Genomic DNA, 17,049 nt, shown 5'->3' with positions numbered 1-17,049 from the left:
CAGCGTGGCGGTTTCAACCGTGACGACCGCGGTGACCGTGGTCCGCGTCGTGAGTTCAACCGCGACGAGCGCCCGCAGCGGGGTGGCTTCAACCGCGACGAGCGTCCCCAGCGTGGCGGTTTCAACCGCGACGACCGCGGTGACCGTGGTCCCCGTCGTGAGTTCCACCGCGACGACCGGCCCCAGCGTGGCGGTTTCAACCGTGACGACCGCGGCCCCCGTCGCTTCGAGCGCGACGACCGCAGCCGCACCTGGACCGACCGCGAGGAGCGCGAGGCCATGGGCCTGTCCGTCGACGTGCCGGCCGAGGCTGCGCCCGTCACGGTCGACACCGACAACGGCTTCGCCGCCCTCGGTCTGCCGGCCCCGCTCGTCGAGCGCCTGGCTCGCGACGGCATCACCACGCCGTTCCCGATCCAGCAGGCGACCATCCCCGACGCCCTCGCCGGGCGCGACGTCCTCGGCCGCGGCCAGACCGGTTCGGGCAAGACGCTGGGCTTCGGTCTGCCGCTCATCGCGACCCTCGCGGCCGGTGGCAAGGCCAAGCCGGGCGTCGTCCGCTCGGTGATCCTCGTGCCGACCCGCGAGCTGGCCCAGCAGGTCAGCGACGCGCTGCAGCCGCTGGTCCACGTGATGGGCCTGCGCCACAAGCTCGTCGCGGGCGGCATGCCCTACCCGCCGCAGATCATGGCGCTGGAGAAGGGCCTCGACGTCCTCGTCGCGACCCCGGGACGCCTCAAGGACCTCATCGACCGCGGCGCGGCCGACCTGTCCCAGGTCGAGGTGGCTGTCCTCGACGAGGCCGACCACATGGCCGAGATGGGCTTCCTGGAGGCGATCAGCGAGATCCTCGACCTGGTCCCGGCCGGCGGTCAGCGACTGCTGTTCTCCGCGACGCTGGACCGCGGGATCGACACGGTGGTCGAGCGCTACCTCACCGACCCCGTGACCCACGAGACCGACCCCGAGACCGCCTCGGTCGAGACCATGGACCACCACGTCCTGCTCATCGACCCGATGCACAAGAAGGTCATCACGGCCGAGGTCGCCAACCGCACCGGCCGCACCGTGGTCTTCGTGCGCACCAAGCTGGGCGCCGACCGCGTCGCCCTGCAGCTGCGCGAGCAGGGCGTCTTCGCTGCGGCCCTGCACGGTGGCCTCTCGCAGGTGCAGCGCAACCGCGTGCTCACCGGCTTCAAGGAGGGCACGCTGCCCGTCCTCGTCGCCACCGACGTCGCGGCCCGCGGCATCCACGTCGACGACGTCTCCGTGGTCCTGCAGGTCGACCCCCCGGCCGACCACAAGGACTACCTGCACCGCTCCGGCCGCACCGCGCGCGCCGGCGAGCGCGGCACCGTCGTGACCCTGGCGCTCCCGCACCAGCGTCGCCAGATGGAGCGCCTCGTCGAGCAGGCCGGCGTCGACGTCAAGCCGATCCGCACGGCCCCCGGCGACCCGCTGCTCTACGACGGCGTGGGTGCCCGCACCCCGTCCGGGGAGGCCATCGAGGAGGGTCGCTACCGCCGCCTCGTCGAGGGTGAGCCCCGTCCGCAGCGCGGCCACAGCCGTGGCGGCGCGCGCTACCAGCCGCACGGTCGTCGCAACGAGCGCTCGTTCCGTGGCCGCGACGACCGCGGGGACCGCGGCGGTCGCGATGCCCGCGGCGGTCGTGACGACCGTGGTGGCCGTGACCGCTCGGCCCGTCGCTACGACGGCTGAGCGCACGCTCCCAGGCCCAGCGCCTGACACCGGCAGCGGGCGTCACCCTCACGAGGGGTGGCGCCCGCTGCGGCATACGGCCGGTCCTGGCGGGCACAATGGGACGGTGCGCACCGAGGACCTGACCGGACGACTGCTCGTCGCCACCCCTGGGCTGGGGGAGGGGGTGTTCGAGCGGTGCGTCATGCTCGTGCTGCACCACGGCGACGAGGGCGCGCAGGCCGTCGTGCTCAACAAGCCGGTCGACGCGACCATCGACACGGTCCTGGACGGCTGGCAGGAGCACGTCCGCGAGCCCCAGGTGCTCTTTCAGGGCGGCCCCGTACAGCTCGACTCGGCCCTCGGCGTGGTCGGGGTCATCGACCCGGCCCTCGACGTCGACGGGGTCCAGCAGCTCTTTCCCGGCGTGGGGGTCGTCGACCTCGACACGCCTGCCGACCAGGTCATGCCGCACCTGACCGGCGTCCGGATCTTTGCCGGGTATGCCGGATGGGTCGCCGGCCAGCTCGAGGGCGAGATCCGCAACGGCTCGTGGTACGTCGTGGACCGCCTCCCCGGCGACGTGTTCAGCGACGAGCCGGGCACCCTGTGGCGCCGGGTCCTGCGGCGGCAGCCGGGGCGGCTGGCCTTCGTCGGCCTCTACCCGGACGACGAGGACTACAACTGAGCCTCGGCCTAGGATGTCCCGCATGAGCCAGGGATACCCCGACATGCCGCCGGACCCGTTCGCGGAGCCGGGCGGACCCTCGACGCAGACCGCCGTGCTGGAGCGCGAGGAGGTCGAGGAGCAGCTGCAGGAGCCGGGCGACCGCGAGCGCTTCGCCCACTACGTGCGCAAGGAGAAGATCCTGGAGAGCGCGATGACGGGGGAGCCGGTCATCGCGCTGTGCGGCAAGATCTGGGTCCCCGGGCGCGATCCCAAGAAGTTCCCGGTGTGCCCGATCTGCCAGGAGATCTACGACGGGTTGCGCAAGCCGCAGGACGGCGGCGAGTGATTTCATCCTTTTGACGGGTTTAGATCACTGCTAGTGATATTTGCTCACGCAAGGCGCTACTCTGGTTGCGGGGTGTCACGGGGCGCCCTGCCGTCGTCGAAGGGAAACCACCATGCGTAACCTCGCCCGCACCGCTGCCGTCATCACCGTCGCTGCCGTCGCCACCCTCGCCGGGGGCTCCGCCAACGCCGTCACCCTCAAGCTCGGGTCGCAGCCGGCCGACACCATTAAGATCGGCTCCGCGCCCTCCGGCGCCACCACGGTCGGCTCGGCCGACCGCGTCACGCTCAAGCTGGGCTGACCACCACGACCTCGTCGGCCCGCCACCCCCGAACCGGGGTGGCGGGCCGATCTCGTGCCTCCCACGGCTGTCAAGCACCCGTCGCCCGGCATGTTGCCCGGCGAAAACGTCTACCCTGCAGGACGCGATGAGTACCTCTGCTGCCGAACACCTGTCCCCAGCCTTTCCCGAGCGTGCAGCATGGGGGACGGCTGGCAAGCTGCGTGCCTGGCAGGCCGAGGCCCTCGAGGCCTACCTCACCGAACGTCCCCGCGACTTCCTGGCGGTGGCCACGCCTGGGGCCGGCAAGACGACATACGCGCTCCGGGTCGCGACCGAGCTGCTCCGACGCGGGGTGGTGCGCCGCGTCACCGTCGTCGCCCCGACCGAGCACCTCAAGGTGCAGTGGGCGGACGCCGCCGCACGCGTCGGTATCCAGCTCGACCCGACCTTCACCAACGCCGCGGGGACGCACAACAAGGCCTTCGACGGCGTGGCGCTGACCTACGCGCAGGTGGCGTCCAAGCCGCTGCTGCACCGGGCCCGCACGGAGGCCGCCCCGACCCTCGTGATCCTCGACGAGATCCACCACGGCGGCGACACCAAGTCCTGGGGGGACGCGATCCGTGAGGCCTTCGAGCCCGCGGCGCGGCGGCTGGCGCTCACCGGCACGCCCTTCCGCTCCGACACGAGCCCCATCCCGTTCGTGCGGTACGAGGAGGGTCCGGACGGCATCCGTCGGTCGGCCTCGGACTACTCCTACGGCTACGCCGAGGCGCTGCGCGACGGCGTGGTGCGGCCGGTGCTGTTCATGGCCTACGGGGGCGCGATGCGTTGGCGGACCCGCGCCGGCGACGAGCTCGCCGCCCGGCTGGGCGAGCCGCTCACCAAGGACCTCACGGCGCACGCGTGGCGGACCGCGCTGTCTCCCACGGGGGAGTGGATCCCGTCCGTGCTGCGCGCCGCCGACAAGCGCCTCACCGAGGTGCGCCGGCACGTGCCGGACGCCGGCGGCCTGGTGATCGCGACCAACCAGACCAATGCCCGAGCCTACGCCAGGATCCTGCACGAGATCACGGGGGAGAAGCCCACGGTCGTCCTGTCCGACGACGCCGGGGCCTCCCAGCGCATCGAGACCTACTCCCAGTCCACCGATCGTTGGCTGGTCGCGGTCCGGATGGTCTCCGAGGGGGTGGACGTGCCCCGCCTGGCGGTCGGGGTCTACGCGACCTCGACGTCGACGCCCCTGTTCTTCGCGCAGGCGGTGGGGCGGTTCGTGCGCGCCCGTAAGCGCGGAGAGGTGGCCTCGGTGTTCCTCCCGTCCGTGCCGGTGCTGCTCGAGCACGCCGCCCGCCTGGAGGACGAGCGGGACCACGCGCTCGACCGGCCCAAAAAACCCGGTGAGGAGGAGCCGCTCTGGTCCGAGGAGGACGGGCTCCTCGAGGAGGCCAACCGGTCCGAGCAGGCCAGTGACGAGCTCGACCTGAAGTTCGAGGCGCTGGAGTCGGACGCGGAGTTCGACCACGTCCTGTTCGACGCCCAGCAGTTCGGTCTCGTGGCGGACGTGGGCTCGGAGGAGGAGGAGGGCTATCTCGGGCTCCCCGGTCTGCTCGAGCCCGACCAGATGGCGCACCTGCTGCGAGAGCGCCAGGACCGGCAGAAGCCCAACGCCCGCGCCAAGGAGCGACACGAGGAGGTCTCGGCGCACCGCGCCCTGCAGGCCCAGCGCAAGGAGCTCAACAAGCTGGTCTCGGCCTATGCCCGCAAGACGGGGACGAAGCACGCCATCGTGCACTCCGAGCTGCGGCAGGTCTGCGGGGGTCCGGCGCTGGACCAGGCGTCCGGCGCCCAGGTCACCGAGCGCATCGACAAGATCCGCAACTGGTTCGTCGGCCGCCGCTAGGTCGTCGACCGCCACCAGGTCGTCGGGCTCGCCAGGCCGTCGGGCTCGCTAGGTCACTGGACCGCGGCGTCGACCAGGGGAGTGGTCCGGTGCGCCAGCCGGGTGGCCAGGGAGATCACCGTCGAGGTCCGTATGACGGAACCGCCCGCCACCACGTCGTCGATCACGCGCTGCAGGTCGGCGTTGTCCCGGCCGACGATGCGGATCCAGATGTCACCCGACCCGGTGATCGTGTGGGCCTCGAGCACCTCGGGGATCTGCTCGAGGTGCTGCACGACGCGCTCGTGCCCGTGGTCCTGGCGGATCTCGAGCGTGGCGAAGGCCATCACGGGGTAGCCCAGCGCGGCCGGGTCGACGTGCGGCTCGAAGGACGCGATGACGCCCCGCCGCTGCAGGCGGTCCAGCCGGGCCTGGACGGTGCCGCGCGCGACGCCGAGCTCCCTCGACGCGCCGAGCACCCCGATGTGCGGGTCCCGGGTGAAGGCGTGGATGAGCCTGCGGTCCAGGTCGTCGATGGCCATGGGACACATTGTCCACCCGTTCCTGGCGGACGGCATCATTCCTGACCACTTTGACCAGGTGGGAAGGACATGCTTGCCCGGGTGCCCGGCGGCCCTCACAGTTGGGCCTCATGACCGACACCACCTTGGACCTGACGCCGCAAGAGCGGGACGCCGACCTGGACCTCAACCAGCTCAAGCAGCTGGTCGGCCTCGTCGAGTACGACGAGGCGAGCGATCCCTTCCCCGTCACCGGGTGGGACGCCATCGTCTTCGTGGTGGGCAACGCCACCCAGACCGCGCACTACTACCAGTCCGCCTGGGGCATGACGCTGGAGGCCTACTCCGGGCCGGAGCACGGCAACCGCGACCACAAGTCCTTCGTCCTGCGATCGGGCTCGATCCGTTTCGTCATCAAGGGTGCCGTCAGCCCGGCCAGCCCGCTGATCGAGCACCACGCCAAGCACGGCGACGGCGTCGTCGACATCGCCCTCGAGGTCCCGGACGTGGACCGCTGCGTGGCCCAGGCCCGCCGGATGGGTGCGACCGTCATCGACGAGCCGCAGGACGTCACGGACGAGCACGGCACGCTGCGCTTCGCGTCGATCGCCACCTACGGCGAGACCCGTCACACCCTCGTCGACCGCTCCCGCTACTCCGGTCCGTACTGGCCCGGCTACGTCGAGCGCACCTCGACCTACCAGAAGCGCGACGGGGCCCCCAAGCGACTCTTCCAGGCGCTGGACCACATCGTCGGCAACGTCGAGCTCGGCAAGATGGACGAGTGGGTCGGCTTCTACAACAAGGTCATGGGTTTCGTGAACATGGCCGAGTTCATCGGTGACGACATCGCCACCGACTACTCCGCCCTCATGTCCAAGGTCGTCGCCAACGGCAACCACCGCGTGAAGTTCCCCCTCAACGAGCCGGCGATCGGCAAGAAGCGCTCGCAGATCGACGAGTACCTCGACTTCTACGGCGGCCCCGGCGCCCAGCACCTCGCGCTCGCGACCAACGACATCCTCCGCACCTACGACGAGCTGCTCGCCAACGGCGTCGAGTTCCTGTCGACCCCCGACTCGTACTACGAGGACCCCGAGCTGCGCGAGCGCATCGGCCAGGTCCGCGTCCCGATCGAGGAGCTGCAGCGTCGCGGCATCCTGGTCGACCGCGACGAGGACGGCTACCTCCTGCAGATCTTCACCCGCCCGCTCGGCGACCGGCCGACGGTGTTCTTCGAGCTGATCGAGCGCCACGGATCGCTGGGCTTCGGCAAGGGCAACTTCCAGGCGCTGTTCACCGCCATCGAGCGCGAGCAGGAGCTGCGCGGCAACCTCTGACCATCCCGTATGCCGCCCGCCCGCCGCCTCGACCGAGACGGCGGGCGGCGTGCGTGCAGGTCTGGCCGCCTCCGCCGGCGTGAGTGGGCGAGTTGGGTCGTTGAGAGGCGACAGATGGGGGTCATGGGGCTGCGAGAACCCCCATCTGTCGCCTCTCAACGCGGGGGGCGCGCCTCTCAACGCGGGCGAGCGCTTCTCAACGTGGGGGAGCCGGGGAGCGGGTCGCGCGGAGGAGCTCGGCCAGGGCCAGGACCCGCTCGTCTCCGGCCGGTGGTCCGGCGGGATCCGTGGCGAAGGCGGCCACGACGGTCGCTCCGGCCTCGCCCAGGGCCGTGATCCTGGCGCCGAGGTCTGCGGCGGAGGTGCCGTCCGGCACCGGCAGGAAGGCCACGACGTGCGGGTCCCCGGTCCGTCCCGCCCGCTCCCGAGCCTCCCGCACCGTCGCCAGGGCCTCGACGACGCGGCTCGCATCGACCCGTCCCTCCGGGGCGGCGTCGTCCAGGATCACCCCGTCGGCGAGCTCGCCGGCCAGGGCCAGGGTCTTGGGTCCCCGTGCGCCCACGAACAGCTCGGGCTCGACGGGCGGCGGCCAGCGCAGCTGCACGTCCTCGAGATGCACGTAGCGGCCGTTCCGCGTGACGCGCTCGCCGGCCAGCAGGTCACGCACTGCCTCCAGGTGCTCGCGCAGCAGCGTGAGGGGGGAGGGGACACGGACTCCGGCCTGGCCCATCCAGTCCAGGACGCCGTGGCCGAGGCCAGGGCGGAACCGATGGGGAAACATCCGCGCCAGCGTCGCGATCTCCATCGCGGTGAGCGACGGGGCCCGCAGGGGCGCCGGCAGGATCCCGATGCCGACCCGCAGGCGCTGGGTCGCCCCCAGGACCGCAGCGGCAGGTGCGACGCCGCTGCTCGCGAAGCAGTCCTCCCACAGCCACAGGTCGTCCAGCCCCGCGGTCTCGGCAGCGCGTGCCACCTCGAGGATGCGCTCGGGGGGCAGGCCCGGAGGTGCGATCAGGCCGACGTCGGGTCGCCGGACGGGCTGGTCGAGGTGCGGCTCGTGCTGGTGGGTCGCCATGGTCGCCATTCACCCACGCGCTGGCCACCCGGGCAACACGTCAGCGACCCTTGGACCGACGTTCGTTGGACGCCCCGCTCGTCGAGCCTGTGGCTCCTCAGGCGGACGGTTCCTCGGACCGGCGGCTCCTCAGGCGGACGGTTCCTCGGACCGGCGGCTCCTCAGGCGGACGGCTCCTCGGACCGGCGGCTCCTCAGGCGGACGGCTCCTCGGCGACGGCCCCGGAGAACTGCGCCTGGTAGAGCCGGGCGTAGGCGCCGCCCGAGGCGAGGAGCTGGTCGTGCGATCCCTGCTCGACGATCGCGCCCTGCTCCATGACGACGATCCGGTCGGCGTGACGGATGGTCGAGAGGCGGTGGGCGATGACGAAGCTCGTCCGGTCGCGGCGGAGCCGGTCCATCGCCTCCTGGACGAGGGCCTCGGTGCGGGTGTCGACCGAGCTGGTGGCCTCGTCCAGGATCAGGATCGACGGGTCGGCCAGGAACGCGCGGGCGATGGTGAGCAGCTGACGCTGGCCCGCCGACAGCGACGAGCCGTCGTCGTCCAGCACCGTGTCGTAGCCGTCGGGCAGCGTCCGGATGAAGTGGTCGGCGTGGGCCGCGGCCGCCGCCGAGACGACGGCGTCCTCGGTGGGGCGGGCGGCGCCATACGCGATGTTGTCGCGGATGGAGCCGGTGAACAGCCAGGTGTCCTGGAGGACCACGCCGAACGCCGACCGCAGCTCGCCGCGGGGCAGGTCGCGGATGTCGGTGCGGTCCAGCGTGATCCGGCCGTCGTCGACGTCGTAGTAGCGCAGCACGAGGTTGGCCAGGGTCGTCTTGCCGGCACCGGTGGGGCCGACGATGGCGATGGTCTGCCCCGGCTCGGCGACCAGGTCGAGGTGCTCGATGAGCGGGGTGTCGGGGGAGTAGGAGAAGGAGACGTCCTCGAACGCCACCCGACCGACGACGGTGCGCCCCGCCGAGCCATCTGGCCGGCCTCCGCCCGCGACGTCGCCGCCACCGGTCGCCGTCACGGTGCGCGAGGGCACGTCCGGGGACTCCTCCTCGGCGTCGAGCAGCGAGTAGACGCGCTCGGCCGAGGCGACGCCCGACTGGAGCATGTTGGCCATGGCGGCGAGCTGGCCGAGCGGCTGGCTGAACTGCCGGGAGTACTGGATGAACGCCTGCACCCCGCCGATGGACAAGGAGCCCGAGGCCACGCGCACGCCGCCGATCACGGCGACGAGCACGAAGTTGAGGTTGGACACGAACCACATGGCCGGCTGGATGATGCCGGAGACGAACTGAGCCTTGAAGGCCGCCTCGTAGAGGGCGTCGTTGTGCTCGGCGAACGTGCGTTGGGCACCGGCCCGCTGACCGAAGACCTTGACCAGGAGCTGCCCGGAGTACATCTCCTCGACGTGCCCGTTGAGGCGCCCGGTGGCGGCCCACTGCTCGCGGAACTGCGGCTGGGAGCGCTTGGCGATGGCCATCGTGATCACGGCCATGACGGGGATGCTCACGACGGCGACGATCGTCAGCAGCGGCGAGATGGTCAGCATCATGATGATCACGCCGAGGACCGTCAGGGCGCTGTTGAGCAGCTGGGTCATCGTCTGCTGCAGCGACTGGGCGACGTTGTCGACGTCGTTGGTGGCGCGGGACAGGATGTCGCCGCGGGACTCGGTGTCGAAGTAGCGCACCGGGAGCCGCTCGAGCTTGTGCTCGACGTCGTGACGCATCCGGTGGACGGTGCGCTGCACGACGGTGGTGGTCAGCCACACCTGCACCCAGGTGAACACGGAGGACAGGACGTAGAGCCCGAGCGCCCACGCGAGCACCTGCGCGACGGCGCCCGTGTCGACCCCCGAGCCGGGGACGAGGTCGGGCATGCCGGACAGCAGGTCGGCCATGCGCGAGTCGCCGCGCGCGCGAAGCCCCTCGACGAGCTGCTCACGGGTAACGCCGGCCGGTAGGTGCTGCCCGATCGCGCCGGCGAACACGAGGTCGGTCGCCCGGCCGAGGACCTTGGGCCCGACCACCGAGAACGCCACGCCGATCACGCCGAGGACGGTGATCACGAGGATGTGGCCCCGGTGCGCGGTGAGGTCGCGCAGGAGCCGCCGTGCGGAGGCGCGGAAGTCGTCGGGCTTGGCCACGGGGGCGCCCATGGCCATCGGGCCGCGAGCGGGCGAGGTGCGACGCTCCTGCGTGGACGAGCTCATGCGGCCTCCTCCTCGCTCAGCTGGGACAGCACGATCTCGCGATAGGTCTCGCAGGTCTGCATGAGCTCGCCGTGGCGACCGCGGCCGACGACCGCGCCCTCGTCGAGCACGATTATCTCGTCGGCGTCCCGGATCGTGTTGACCCGCTGGGCGACCACGACCACCGTCGACTCGCGGGTGGTGGGCCGCAGGGCTGTCCGTAGGGCGGCGTCCGTCGCGTAGTCCAGCGCGGAGAAGGAGTCGTCGAACAGGTAGACCAGAGGCCGCCGCACGACCGCGCGGGCGATGGCCAGGCGCTGCCGCTGGCCGCCAGATACGTTGGTGCCGCCCTGGGTGATGGGGGCCTCGAGGCCACCCTCCATCGCCTCGACGAACTCCCGCGCCTGCGCGATCTCCAGCGCAGCCCACAGCTCGTCCTCGGTGGCGTCCTCGCGGCCCAGGCGCAGGTTGCTGGCGACCGTGCCGGTGAACAGGTAGGGACGTTGCGGCACCAGACCGAAGCACTCCCACAGGGCGTCGAGGTCGAGGTCGCGCACGTCGACGCCGTCGATCAGCACCTGGCCGGCCGTGGCGTCCATGAGCCGGGGGATCAGGTTGACCAGCGTCGTCTTGCCGGACCCCGTCGACCCGATGATCGCGGTCGTGCGACCGGGGCGGGCCACCAGGTCGATGTCGCGCAGGACGGGGTCGTCGGCGCCGGGAAAGGTGAAGCTGACCCCGCGCAGCTCCACGACCCCGCGTCGCTCGACCGGTCGCACCGGCTCGGCGGGCGCCCGCACGGTGGGCTGCGTCGAGAGCACCTCGCTGATGCGCTCGGCGGACACCTGCGCCCGGGGCAGGACCATGAACATCATCGACGCCATCAGCACCGACATGAGGATCTGCATGAGATAGGTCATCATCGCGACGAGGTCCCCGACCTGCATGTCGCCGCTGTCGACCCGCAGCCCGCCGAACCAGATGACCGCGACGGTCGAGACGTTCATGATGAGCATGATCAGGGGGAACATCGAGGTCATGAGCCGGCCCGCCGTGACCGCGACGTCGCGCAGCTCGTCGTTGGCGACCGCGAACCGCTCCTGCTCGGCCTGGTCCTTGACGAACGCCCGGATGACCCGCACGCCCGTGATCTGCTCGCGCAGGATCTGGTTGATGCCGTCGACCTGCACCTGCATGCGGCGGAACAACGGGTGCAGCCGCACGATGATCAGCCCGAGGCAGCCGACGAGGACGGGCACGACGACCAGCAGCAGGCCCGACAGCGCGACGTCGTGGCGCAGCGCCATGACGACCCCGCCGACGGCGGTGATGGGGGCGGACACCATCATCACGAGCGTCATGAACACGAGCATCTGGATCTGCTGGACGTCGTTGGTGGTGCGGGTGATCAGCGACGGCGCGCCGAACCTGCCGAGCTCCTCGGCGGCGAACTCCTCGACGGTGCTGAAGATCTCGGCCCGCAGGTCGCGACCGAAACGCATCGCGGTGCGCGCGCCGTAGTAGATCGCGACCAGGTTGGCGAGGATCTGCACGACCGTGATCGCCAGCATCCAGCCGCCCGTGCGCACGACATAGCCGGTGTCCCCCTGCGCGATGCCGCGGTCGATGACGTCGGCGTTGAGCGTGGGGAGGTAGAGGTTGGCCAGCACCTGCACGGTCTGGAAGATCAGGACCAGGACGAGGGGTCCGCGGTGGCGCGCGAGGTGACGGCGCAGGATGGCTGACAGCACGGGGACAGGGTAGTCCTCGGCACCGACATACCCCCATCGGGTTGCCGCCGGCCTCGTCGGCCTGCCGTCGTCCGTCGGCCGCAGGTCGGCGTGGCAGGCTAGGGGCATGACCCAGCCATCAGGGTGGTACGACGACCCCCAGGACCCCACCTACCTCCGCTACTTCGACGGAGTCTCGTGGAGCGACCACCGGGCGCCGAAGGTGGCGCCGCAGGTCGCCCGGTCCCAGATCGGCGAGGGCGCGCACGTCGAGGACTTCCACCTGCGCGAGCGTCAGCGTGAGCAGCAGGCCCGTCAAGCCCAGTCCGGTCAGCACAGCCAGCCCAGCCAGCCCAGCCACCAGAGCGACGGTCGTCCGGGGCAGAGCCCGTATGTCGCCCCGCCCGGCGGCCTCGGGGGCGGCGGCACCGAGCAGGCCCCCCGCCAGCACCAGCAGGCTCCCTACCCCGGCGCCTACGCCCAGCCGGCGCAGGACACCACGCCGGACGGGCAGCCCCTCAGCGGGTGGTGGCGACGGTTCTTCGCCTGGATCCTCGACGGGCTTCTCGTCCTGCTCGTGATGCTGCCGCTCACGGCATACCTCATGCGCGACTGGATCCCGCAGGTGCAGTCCTGGTGGGACGCGGCGATGGCGGCCGCGGCGGCCGGGAGCTCGACGCTGCCGGAGACCCCGATGCCGGGCGCGGCCCTGCAGCTGCAGGTCGCGGGGGCGATGTTCGCCGCCGCCGTGCTCTACGAGGTCGTCTGCCTGAGCCGGTGGGGCCGCACCCTCGGGCGCCTGGTCACGGGGATCAGCGTTCGCAGCATCGACGCCGCCGCCCCCGCGCCCGCCGGCCAGATCGCCCTGCGCACGATCGTGAAGAGGCTGGGCGATGTCCTGCCGGGCGCCATCGGCATGGTCTGGATGCTGGTCGACGGCCTCTGGCCGCTGGCCGACCGGCCGCTGCACCAGGCGATCCACGACAAGGTCGGCAAGACCTGCGTAGTGCGCGGCCCGCTGCCGCCCCGCCGCCGCTGAGGCGATCCACACCGCGGACGCCCGGATGCCCCGGACCACGTCTCGGGGTGGCGCGCCTGTCTCGTGCTGCAGGGTGAGACGGCCTCGGTGCGGGTGTCGGGTGGGGTGCGTGGCCTCAGGCCGGTCCGAGGCGCGGGGCGCCGACCAGCTCAACTCCCGCCGCACGCAGCTCGCCCAGCGCGCGCTCGGTCGTGTCCGGCGCGACACCTGCCGTGAGATGCAGGAGCACGCGGGTGGACAGCCCCGCCGCGACCGCGTCCAGGGCGGTGGCCCGCACGCAGTGGTCGGTCGCGATGCCCACGCAGTCCACGGCCGTGATCCCGTGCGACGCGAGCCAGCCCGCGAGCGGCTCACCCTCGGCCGTCAGCCCCTCGAAGCCCGAGTAGGCGGCCGACCGCCGGCCCTTGCGCACGACCACGTCGACCCGGTCCAGGGCAGGGCGCAGCCCCTCGTGGAAGTCGGCGCCCGGCGTCCCGGCGGCGCAGTGCACGGGCCACGTGTCGACGTAGTCCGGCTCCTGCGCCCAGTGGCCGCAGGGGTCCTCGTGCCAGTCCTGGGTGGCCACGACCGCGGCATACCGGTCCCTGTCCGAGCCGCTGTCCGAGCCGCTGTCCGAGCCCGCGCCCGAGGCAGCGCGCGAGCGCACCAGCGACGCGACGTCCCGCGCCACCGCAGCCCCGCCGGCCACGGCCAGCGACCCGCCCTCGCAGAAGTCGCCCTGCACGTCCACGACCAGCAGCGCCCGCCGCTCGCCCCCGGCCTCGCCCCCGGCCTCGCCCCCGGCCTCTCCCGCCACCGGTCAGCCCTTCACGTCGTCGACGAACTGGGTGGGGATCGCCGGCTCGCCGCGCGACAGGCGTCGCGCCCGCGCCGGCAGCTCGGCCACGGACGCCTCGTGCCGGGCCCGCGCGGCCTCGAGCGACAGGTCGCCGACGATCTCGCCACCGCGGACCAGCTGCACGAGCAGCTCGCGGTCGTTGTCGTCGCCCACCGGGTGCTCGCCGATGCCGATGACCTCGGCCTGCGCCGCGCCGCGCTCGTCGAGCCGGCGCAGGGCGTACTTGCGGCCACCCACCGAGGTCTTGGACGCGGAGGCCTTGGCCACCGAGACCCACGTGCCGTCGTCGTCCTTGCGGGCGACGAGCTTGTAGACCATGCCCGCGGTGGGTGCGCCCGAGCCGGTGACCAGCGAGGTCCCGACCCCGTAGCCGTCGACGGGGGCGGCGGCCAGCGCCGCGATGGCGTACTCGTCCAGGTCGGAGGTCACGGTGATCCGGGTCGTGGTCGCACCGAGCTCGTCCAGCTGCTGGCGCACCTCGCGGGCCTGCGCGACGAGGTCCCCGGAGTCGAGGCGCACCCCGCCGAGCTCGGGCCCCGCGAGGCGGACGGCCTCGGCCACGGCGGCGCGGACGTCATACGTGTCGACCAGCAGCGTGGTGCCCTGGCCGAGCGACTCGAGCTGGGCCTGGAAGGCGCCGCTCTCGGTGTCGTGCAGAAGGGTGAAGGAGTGTGCCGAGGTGCCGGCGGTCGGCACTCCGTGACGCCGTCCCGCCTCGAGGTTGGAGGTCTTGCCGAAGCCCACGATGTAGGCCGCGCGCGCCGCCGCCACCGCCGCCTCCTCGTGGGTGCGCCGCGAGCCCATCTCGATGAGCGGGCGCTCCTCGGCGGCCGTGACCATGCGCGACCCGGCCCCGGCGATGGCCGAGTCGTGGTTCATGATCGACAGGACCAGCGTCTCGAGGATGCAGGCCTCGGCGAAGGTCCCCTCGACGACCAGCAGCGGCGAGCTGGGGAAGTAGACCTCGCCCTCGGCGTAGCCCCAGACGTCGCCGGTGAAGCGATAGGAGGCGAGGTAGTCCAGCGTCGTCTCGTCCACGACCTGGTGCTCGCGCAGGAAGGCGATCTCCTCCTCGCCGAAGCGGAAGTCGCGGATGGCCTCGACCACCCGACCGGTCCCGGCGACGACCCCGTAGCGACGCCCGTCGGGCAGCCGCCGCGCGAACACCTCGAAGACGCAGTCGCGGTGGGCTGCGCCCGAGTGCAGGGCGGCCTGCAGCATCGTCAGCTCGTAGTGATCGGTGAGGAGGGCCGTGCTGGCCACGTTGCGAGTCACGCGAGGCACTCTAACCGCCCCCTACCCCTGCGGGGAGGCAGAGCCCGTATGCCGCCCGCCCACCGTCACCCGGGTGATCCTGGTCGCGCGCGGCCCGGACTGACGTAGCGTGGTGATCCCGGTCACGCCCACCCGCGGCGGCCGACGACCCACCAACGACGATGGGAGCACCGATGAGCGTCTATCCCCAGCCCGGCAGCAGCGAGTCACCGATCGAGATCAAGGAGCGCTACGGCCACTGGATCGGGGGTCGCTGGACCGACCCGGTCAAGGGCGAGTACTTCGACAACCCGACGCCGGTGACCGGCCAGGTCTTCACCAGCATCGCGCGCGGCACCGCCGAGGACATCGACGCCGCCCTGGACGCCGCGCACCGGGCCGCGCCCGCGTGGGGCCGCACGTCCGTCGCCGACCGGGCCAACGTCCTGCTCAAGATCGCCGACCGCATGGAGGAGCACCTCGAGGCGATCGCGGTCATCGAGACGTGGGACAACGGCAAGGCCGTCCGCGAGACGCTCAACGCCGACATCCCGCTCGCGATCGACCACTTCCGCTACTTCGCCGGGGCGCTGCGCGCCCAGGAGGGCGGGATCAGCCAGATCGACGAGCTGACGGTCGCCTACCACTTCCACGAGCCGCTCGGCGTGGTCGGGCAGATCATCCCGTGGAACTTCCCGATCCTCATGGCGGTGTGGAAGCTCGCCCCCGCCCTGGCCGCCGGCAACGCGATCGTCCTCAAGCCCGCCGAGCAGACCCCCTGGTCGATCCTCAAGCTCGTCGAGATCATCGGCGACCTGATCCCCGAGGGCGTCCTCAACATCGTCAACGGCTTCGGCGTCGAGGCGGGCAAGCCCCTCGCGTCGTCCCCCCGCATCGCCAAGATCGCGTTCACCGGCGAGACGACGACCGGCCGCCTGATCATGCAGTACGCCAGCCAGAACATCATCCCGGTCACCCTGGAGCTCGGCGGCAAGAGCCCCAACATCTTCTTCGCGGACGTCGCCGAGCAGCAGGACGCGTTCTACGACAAGGCGCTCGAGGGCTTCGTCATGTTCGCGCTCAACCAGGGCGAGGTCTGCACGTGCCCGTCGCGGGCGCTGGTGCAGCGCTCGATCTACGACGGCTTCGTCGCCGACGCCATCAAGCGCGTCGAGGCGATCGTCCAGGCCAACCCCCTGGACACCGACACGATGATGGGCGCCCAGGCCTCCAACGACCAGTTCGAAAAGATCACGAGCTATCTCGCGATCGGTCGCGAGGAGGGCGCCAAGGTCCTCACCGGCGGCGAGAAGGCCGAGCTGGAGGGCGATCTCGCGGGCGGGTTCTACATCCAGCCCACGATCTTCGAGGGCCGCAACGACATGCGGATCTTCCAGGAGGAGATCTTCGGGCCGGTCGTGGCGCTGACCTCCTTCGAGGACGACGCCGAGGCGCTCGCGACCGCCAACGACACGCTCTACGGCCTCGGCGCCGGCGTGTGGACCCGGCAGATGCAGCGCGCCTACACGATGGGGCGGGCGATCCAGGCGGGCCGCGTCTGGACCAACTGCTACCACCAGTACCCCGCGCACGCCGCGTTCGGCGGCTACAAGCAGTCCGGCATCGGCCGCGAGAACCACAAGATGATGCTCGACCACTACCAGCAGACCAAGAACCTCCTGGTCTCCTACAGCCCCGACAAGCTCGGGTTCTACTAGAGATGAGCGATCACCAGCCCGCGGAGCCGGTCACCCCAGCGGTGTGCCCGGCTCCGCAGGAGCGGTCGTATGCCGAGATCCCGCAGCCGGCGCCGTCGCGGGTCGGGCTCACCGAGGCCGCCGCAGAGCTGCTGCGTCGGCTCGTGGACCGCAACGGCCCCGTGATGTTCCACCAGTCCGGCGGGTGCTGCGACGGCAGCTCCCCGATGTGCTACCCCGAGGGGGAGTTCCTGACCGGTGACGCCGACGTGCTGCTCGGTCGGCTGGTGGCGCCGGGGCTTCCCGGCATACCGGTCTGGATCTCGCGGGCGCAGCACGCGGCGTGGGCGCACACCCACCTGACGATCGACGCCGTCCCCGGGCGGGGCGGGGGCTTCTCGCTGGAGTCGCCCGAGGGGCTGCGCTTCCTGACGCGGTCGCGGCTGCTGACCGACGAGGAGCGGGCCGCTGCCCTGCCGGAGGACTCTGCCTAG

15 protein-coding genes are annotated in these 17,049 nt (G+C 71.7%); 9 read left to right on the top strand and 6 right to left on the bottom strand.

The window, feature by feature from the left end:
* The 5 genes from B4E97_RS05400 to B4E97_RS05380 all read left to right on the top strand — a co-directional run.
* Nucleotides 1-1,719, top strand: a 1,719-nt coding sequence (locus B4E97_RS05400; RefSeq protein WP_286958972.1) for a DEAD/DEAH box helicase, incomplete at its 5' end; no start/stop codon positions are given.
* Between the two features lie 106 nt (nt 1,720-1,825).
* On the top strand, nt 1,826-2,386 hold the full coding sequence (locus tag B4E97_RS05395; protein ID WP_286955630.1) for a YqgE/AlgH family protein: 561 nt from the start codon (nt 1,826-1,828) through the stop codon (nt 2,384-2,386).
* Nucleotides 2,387-2,408: 22 nt separating this feature from the next.
* A complete protein-coding gene (locus B4E97_RS05390; protein ID WP_019287705.1) occupies nt 2,409-2,714 on the top strand; it encodes a DUF3039 domain-containing protein in 306 nt (101 codons plus the stop codon).
* A 112-nt stretch (nt 2,715-2,826) separates the two neighbouring features.
* On the top strand, nt 2,827-3,015 hold the full coding sequence (locus B4E97_RS05385) for a hypothetical protein (RefSeq protein WP_019287706.1): 189 nt from the start codon (nt 2,827-2,829) through the stop codon (nt 3,013-3,015).
* A 127-nt stretch (nt 3,016-3,142) separates the two neighbouring features.
* On the top strand, nt 3,143-4,897 hold the full coding sequence (locus tag B4E97_RS05380) for a DEAD/DEAH box helicase (RefSeq protein ID WP_286955631.1): 1,755 nt from the start codon (nt 3,143-3,145) through the stop codon (nt 4,895-4,897).
* Between the two features lie 53 nt (nt 4,898-4,950).
* On the opposite strand, the gene B4E97_RS05375 is transcribed toward B4E97_RS05380, so the two are convergent.
* A complete protein-coding gene (locus B4E97_RS05375; protein WP_313535775.1) occupies nt 4,951-5,418 on the bottom strand; it encodes an Lrp/AsnC family transcriptional regulator in 468 nt (155 codons plus the stop codon).
* Between the two features lie 110 nt (nt 5,419-5,528).
* Between B4E97_RS05375 and hppD the strand changes: the two genes are divergently transcribed.
* Nucleotides 5,529-6,737, top strand: coding sequence for a 4-hydroxyphenylpyruvate dioxygenase (gene hppD / locus B4E97_RS05370; RefSeq protein ID WP_286955633.1), 1,209 nt, complete (start codon nt 5,529-5,531; stop codon nt 6,735-6,737).
* A 196-nt stretch (nt 6,738-6,933) separates the two neighbouring features.
* Here the strand turns inward: hppD and B4E97_RS05365 are convergent, their stop codons facing one another.
* From B4E97_RS05365 to B4E97_RS05355, 3 genes are all read right to left on the bottom strand, one after another.
* A complete protein-coding gene (locus B4E97_RS05365) occupies nt 6,934-7,812 on the bottom strand; it encodes an LLM class flavin-dependent oxidoreductase (RefSeq protein ID WP_286955634.1) in 879 nt (292 codons plus the stop codon).
* Nucleotides 7,813-8,005: 193 nt separating this feature from the next.
* Nucleotides 8,006-10,018 carry an ABC transporter ATP-binding protein gene (locus tag B4E97_RS05360; RefSeq protein WP_286958970.1) on the bottom strand — a complete coding sequence of 671 codons (2,013 nt, stop codon included), beginning with the start codon at nt 10,016-10,018 and terminating at the stop codon, nt 8,006-8,008.
* Complete coding sequence (locus B4E97_RS05355) at nt 10,015-11,748, bottom strand: ABC transporter ATP-binding protein (protein ID WP_286958968.1); 1,734 nt, start codon at nt 11,746-11,748, stop codon at nt 10,015-10,017. The genes B4E97_RS05360 and B4E97_RS05355 overlap by 4 nt, the downstream gene beginning before the upstream one ends.
* Nucleotides 11,749-11,854: 106 nt before the next feature.
* Here B4E97_RS05355 and B4E97_RS05350 point away from each other — a divergent pair, with 106 nt between their 5' ends.
* On the top strand, nt 11,855-12,766 hold the full coding sequence (locus tag B4E97_RS05350; RefSeq protein WP_286955637.1) for an RDD family protein: 912 nt from the start codon (nt 11,855-11,857) through the stop codon (nt 12,764-12,766).
* 115 nt (nt 12,767-12,881) lie between these two features.
* Here B4E97_RS05350 and B4E97_RS05345 read toward each other — a convergent pair whose 3' ends face one another.
* Nucleotides 12,882-13,562, bottom strand: coding sequence for an isochorismatase family protein (locus tag B4E97_RS05345; protein WP_286958967.1), 681 nt, complete (start codon nt 13,560-13,562; stop codon nt 12,882-12,884).
* Between the two features lie 3 nt (nt 13,563-13,565).
* Nucleotides 13,566-14,888, bottom strand: a complete 1,323-nt coding sequence (locus B4E97_RS05340) for a nicotinate phosphoribosyltransferase (protein WP_414632785.1) — start codon at nt 14,886-14,888, stop codon at nt 13,566-13,568.
* 164 nt (nt 14,889-15,052) lie between these two features.
* Here B4E97_RS05340 and B4E97_RS05335 point away from each other — a divergent pair, with 164 nt between their 5' ends.
* Both B4E97_RS05335 and B4E97_RS05330 read left to right on the top strand, forming a co-directional pair.
* Nucleotides 15,053-16,576, top strand: a complete 1,524-nt coding sequence (locus B4E97_RS05335; RefSeq protein ID WP_286958965.1) for an aldehyde dehydrogenase family protein — start codon at nt 15,053-15,055, stop codon at nt 16,574-16,576.
* A gap of 2 nt (nt 16,577-16,578) precedes the next feature.
* Nucleotides 16,579-17,049 (top strand): DUF779 domain-containing protein, encoded by a 471-nt coding sequence (locus tag B4E97_RS05330; RefSeq protein WP_313666854.1) that lies wholly within the window; start codon nt 16,579-16,581, stop codon nt 17,047-17,049.

It is taken from the genome of Arsenicicoccus sp. UBA7492, assembly GCF_002479615.1.
GTDB classification, from domain to species: Bacteria; Actinomycetota; Actinomycetes; order Actinomycetales; family Dermatophilaceae; genus Arsenicicoccus; species Arsenicicoccus bolidensis.
This window is presented reverse-complemented; position numbering and strand designations above follow the sequence as displayed.

Bases quoted from the DNA above. Each gene is read 5' to 3' on its own strand.
- B4E97_RS05330 (WP_313666854.1), top strand. From the start codon at position 16,579: ATGAGCGATCACCAGCCCGCGGAGCCGGTCACCCCAGCGGTGTGCCCG.
- B4E97_RS05380 (WP_286955631.1), top strand. From the start codon at position 3,143: ATGAGTACCTCTGCTGCCGAACACCTGTCCCCAGCCTTTCCCGAGCGT.
- B4E97_RS05365 (WP_286955634.1), bottom strand. From the start codon at position 7,812: ATGGCGACCCACCAGCACGAGCCGCACCTCGACCAGCCCGTCCGGCGA.
- hppD (WP_286955633.1), top strand. From the start codon at position 5,529: ATGACCGACACCACCTTGGACCTGACGCCGCAAGAGCGGGACGCCGAC.
- B4E97_RS05335 (WP_286958965.1), top strand. From the start codon at position 15,053: ATGAGCGTCTATCCCCAGCCCGGCAGCAGCGAGTCACCGATCGAGATC.
- B4E97_RS05385 (WP_019287706.1), top strand. From the start codon at position 2,827: ATGCGTAACCTCGCCCGCACCGCTGCCGTCATCACCGTCGCTGCCGTC.
- B4E97_RS05360 (WP_286958970.1), bottom strand. From the start codon at position 10,018: ATGAGCTCGTCCACGCAGGAGCGTCGCACCTCGCCCGCTCGCGGCCCG.
- B4E97_RS05390 (WP_019287705.1), top strand. From the start codon at position 2,409: ATGAGCCAGGGATACCCCGACATGCCGCCGGACCCGTTCGCGGAGCCG.
- B4E97_RS05375 (WP_313535775.1), bottom strand. From the start codon at position 5,418: ATGGCCATCGACGACCTGGACCGCAGGCTCATCCACGCCTTCACCCGG.
- B4E97_RS05350 (WP_286955637.1), top strand. From the start codon at position 11,855: ATGACCCAGCCATCAGGGTGGTACGACGACCCCCAGGACCCCACCTAC.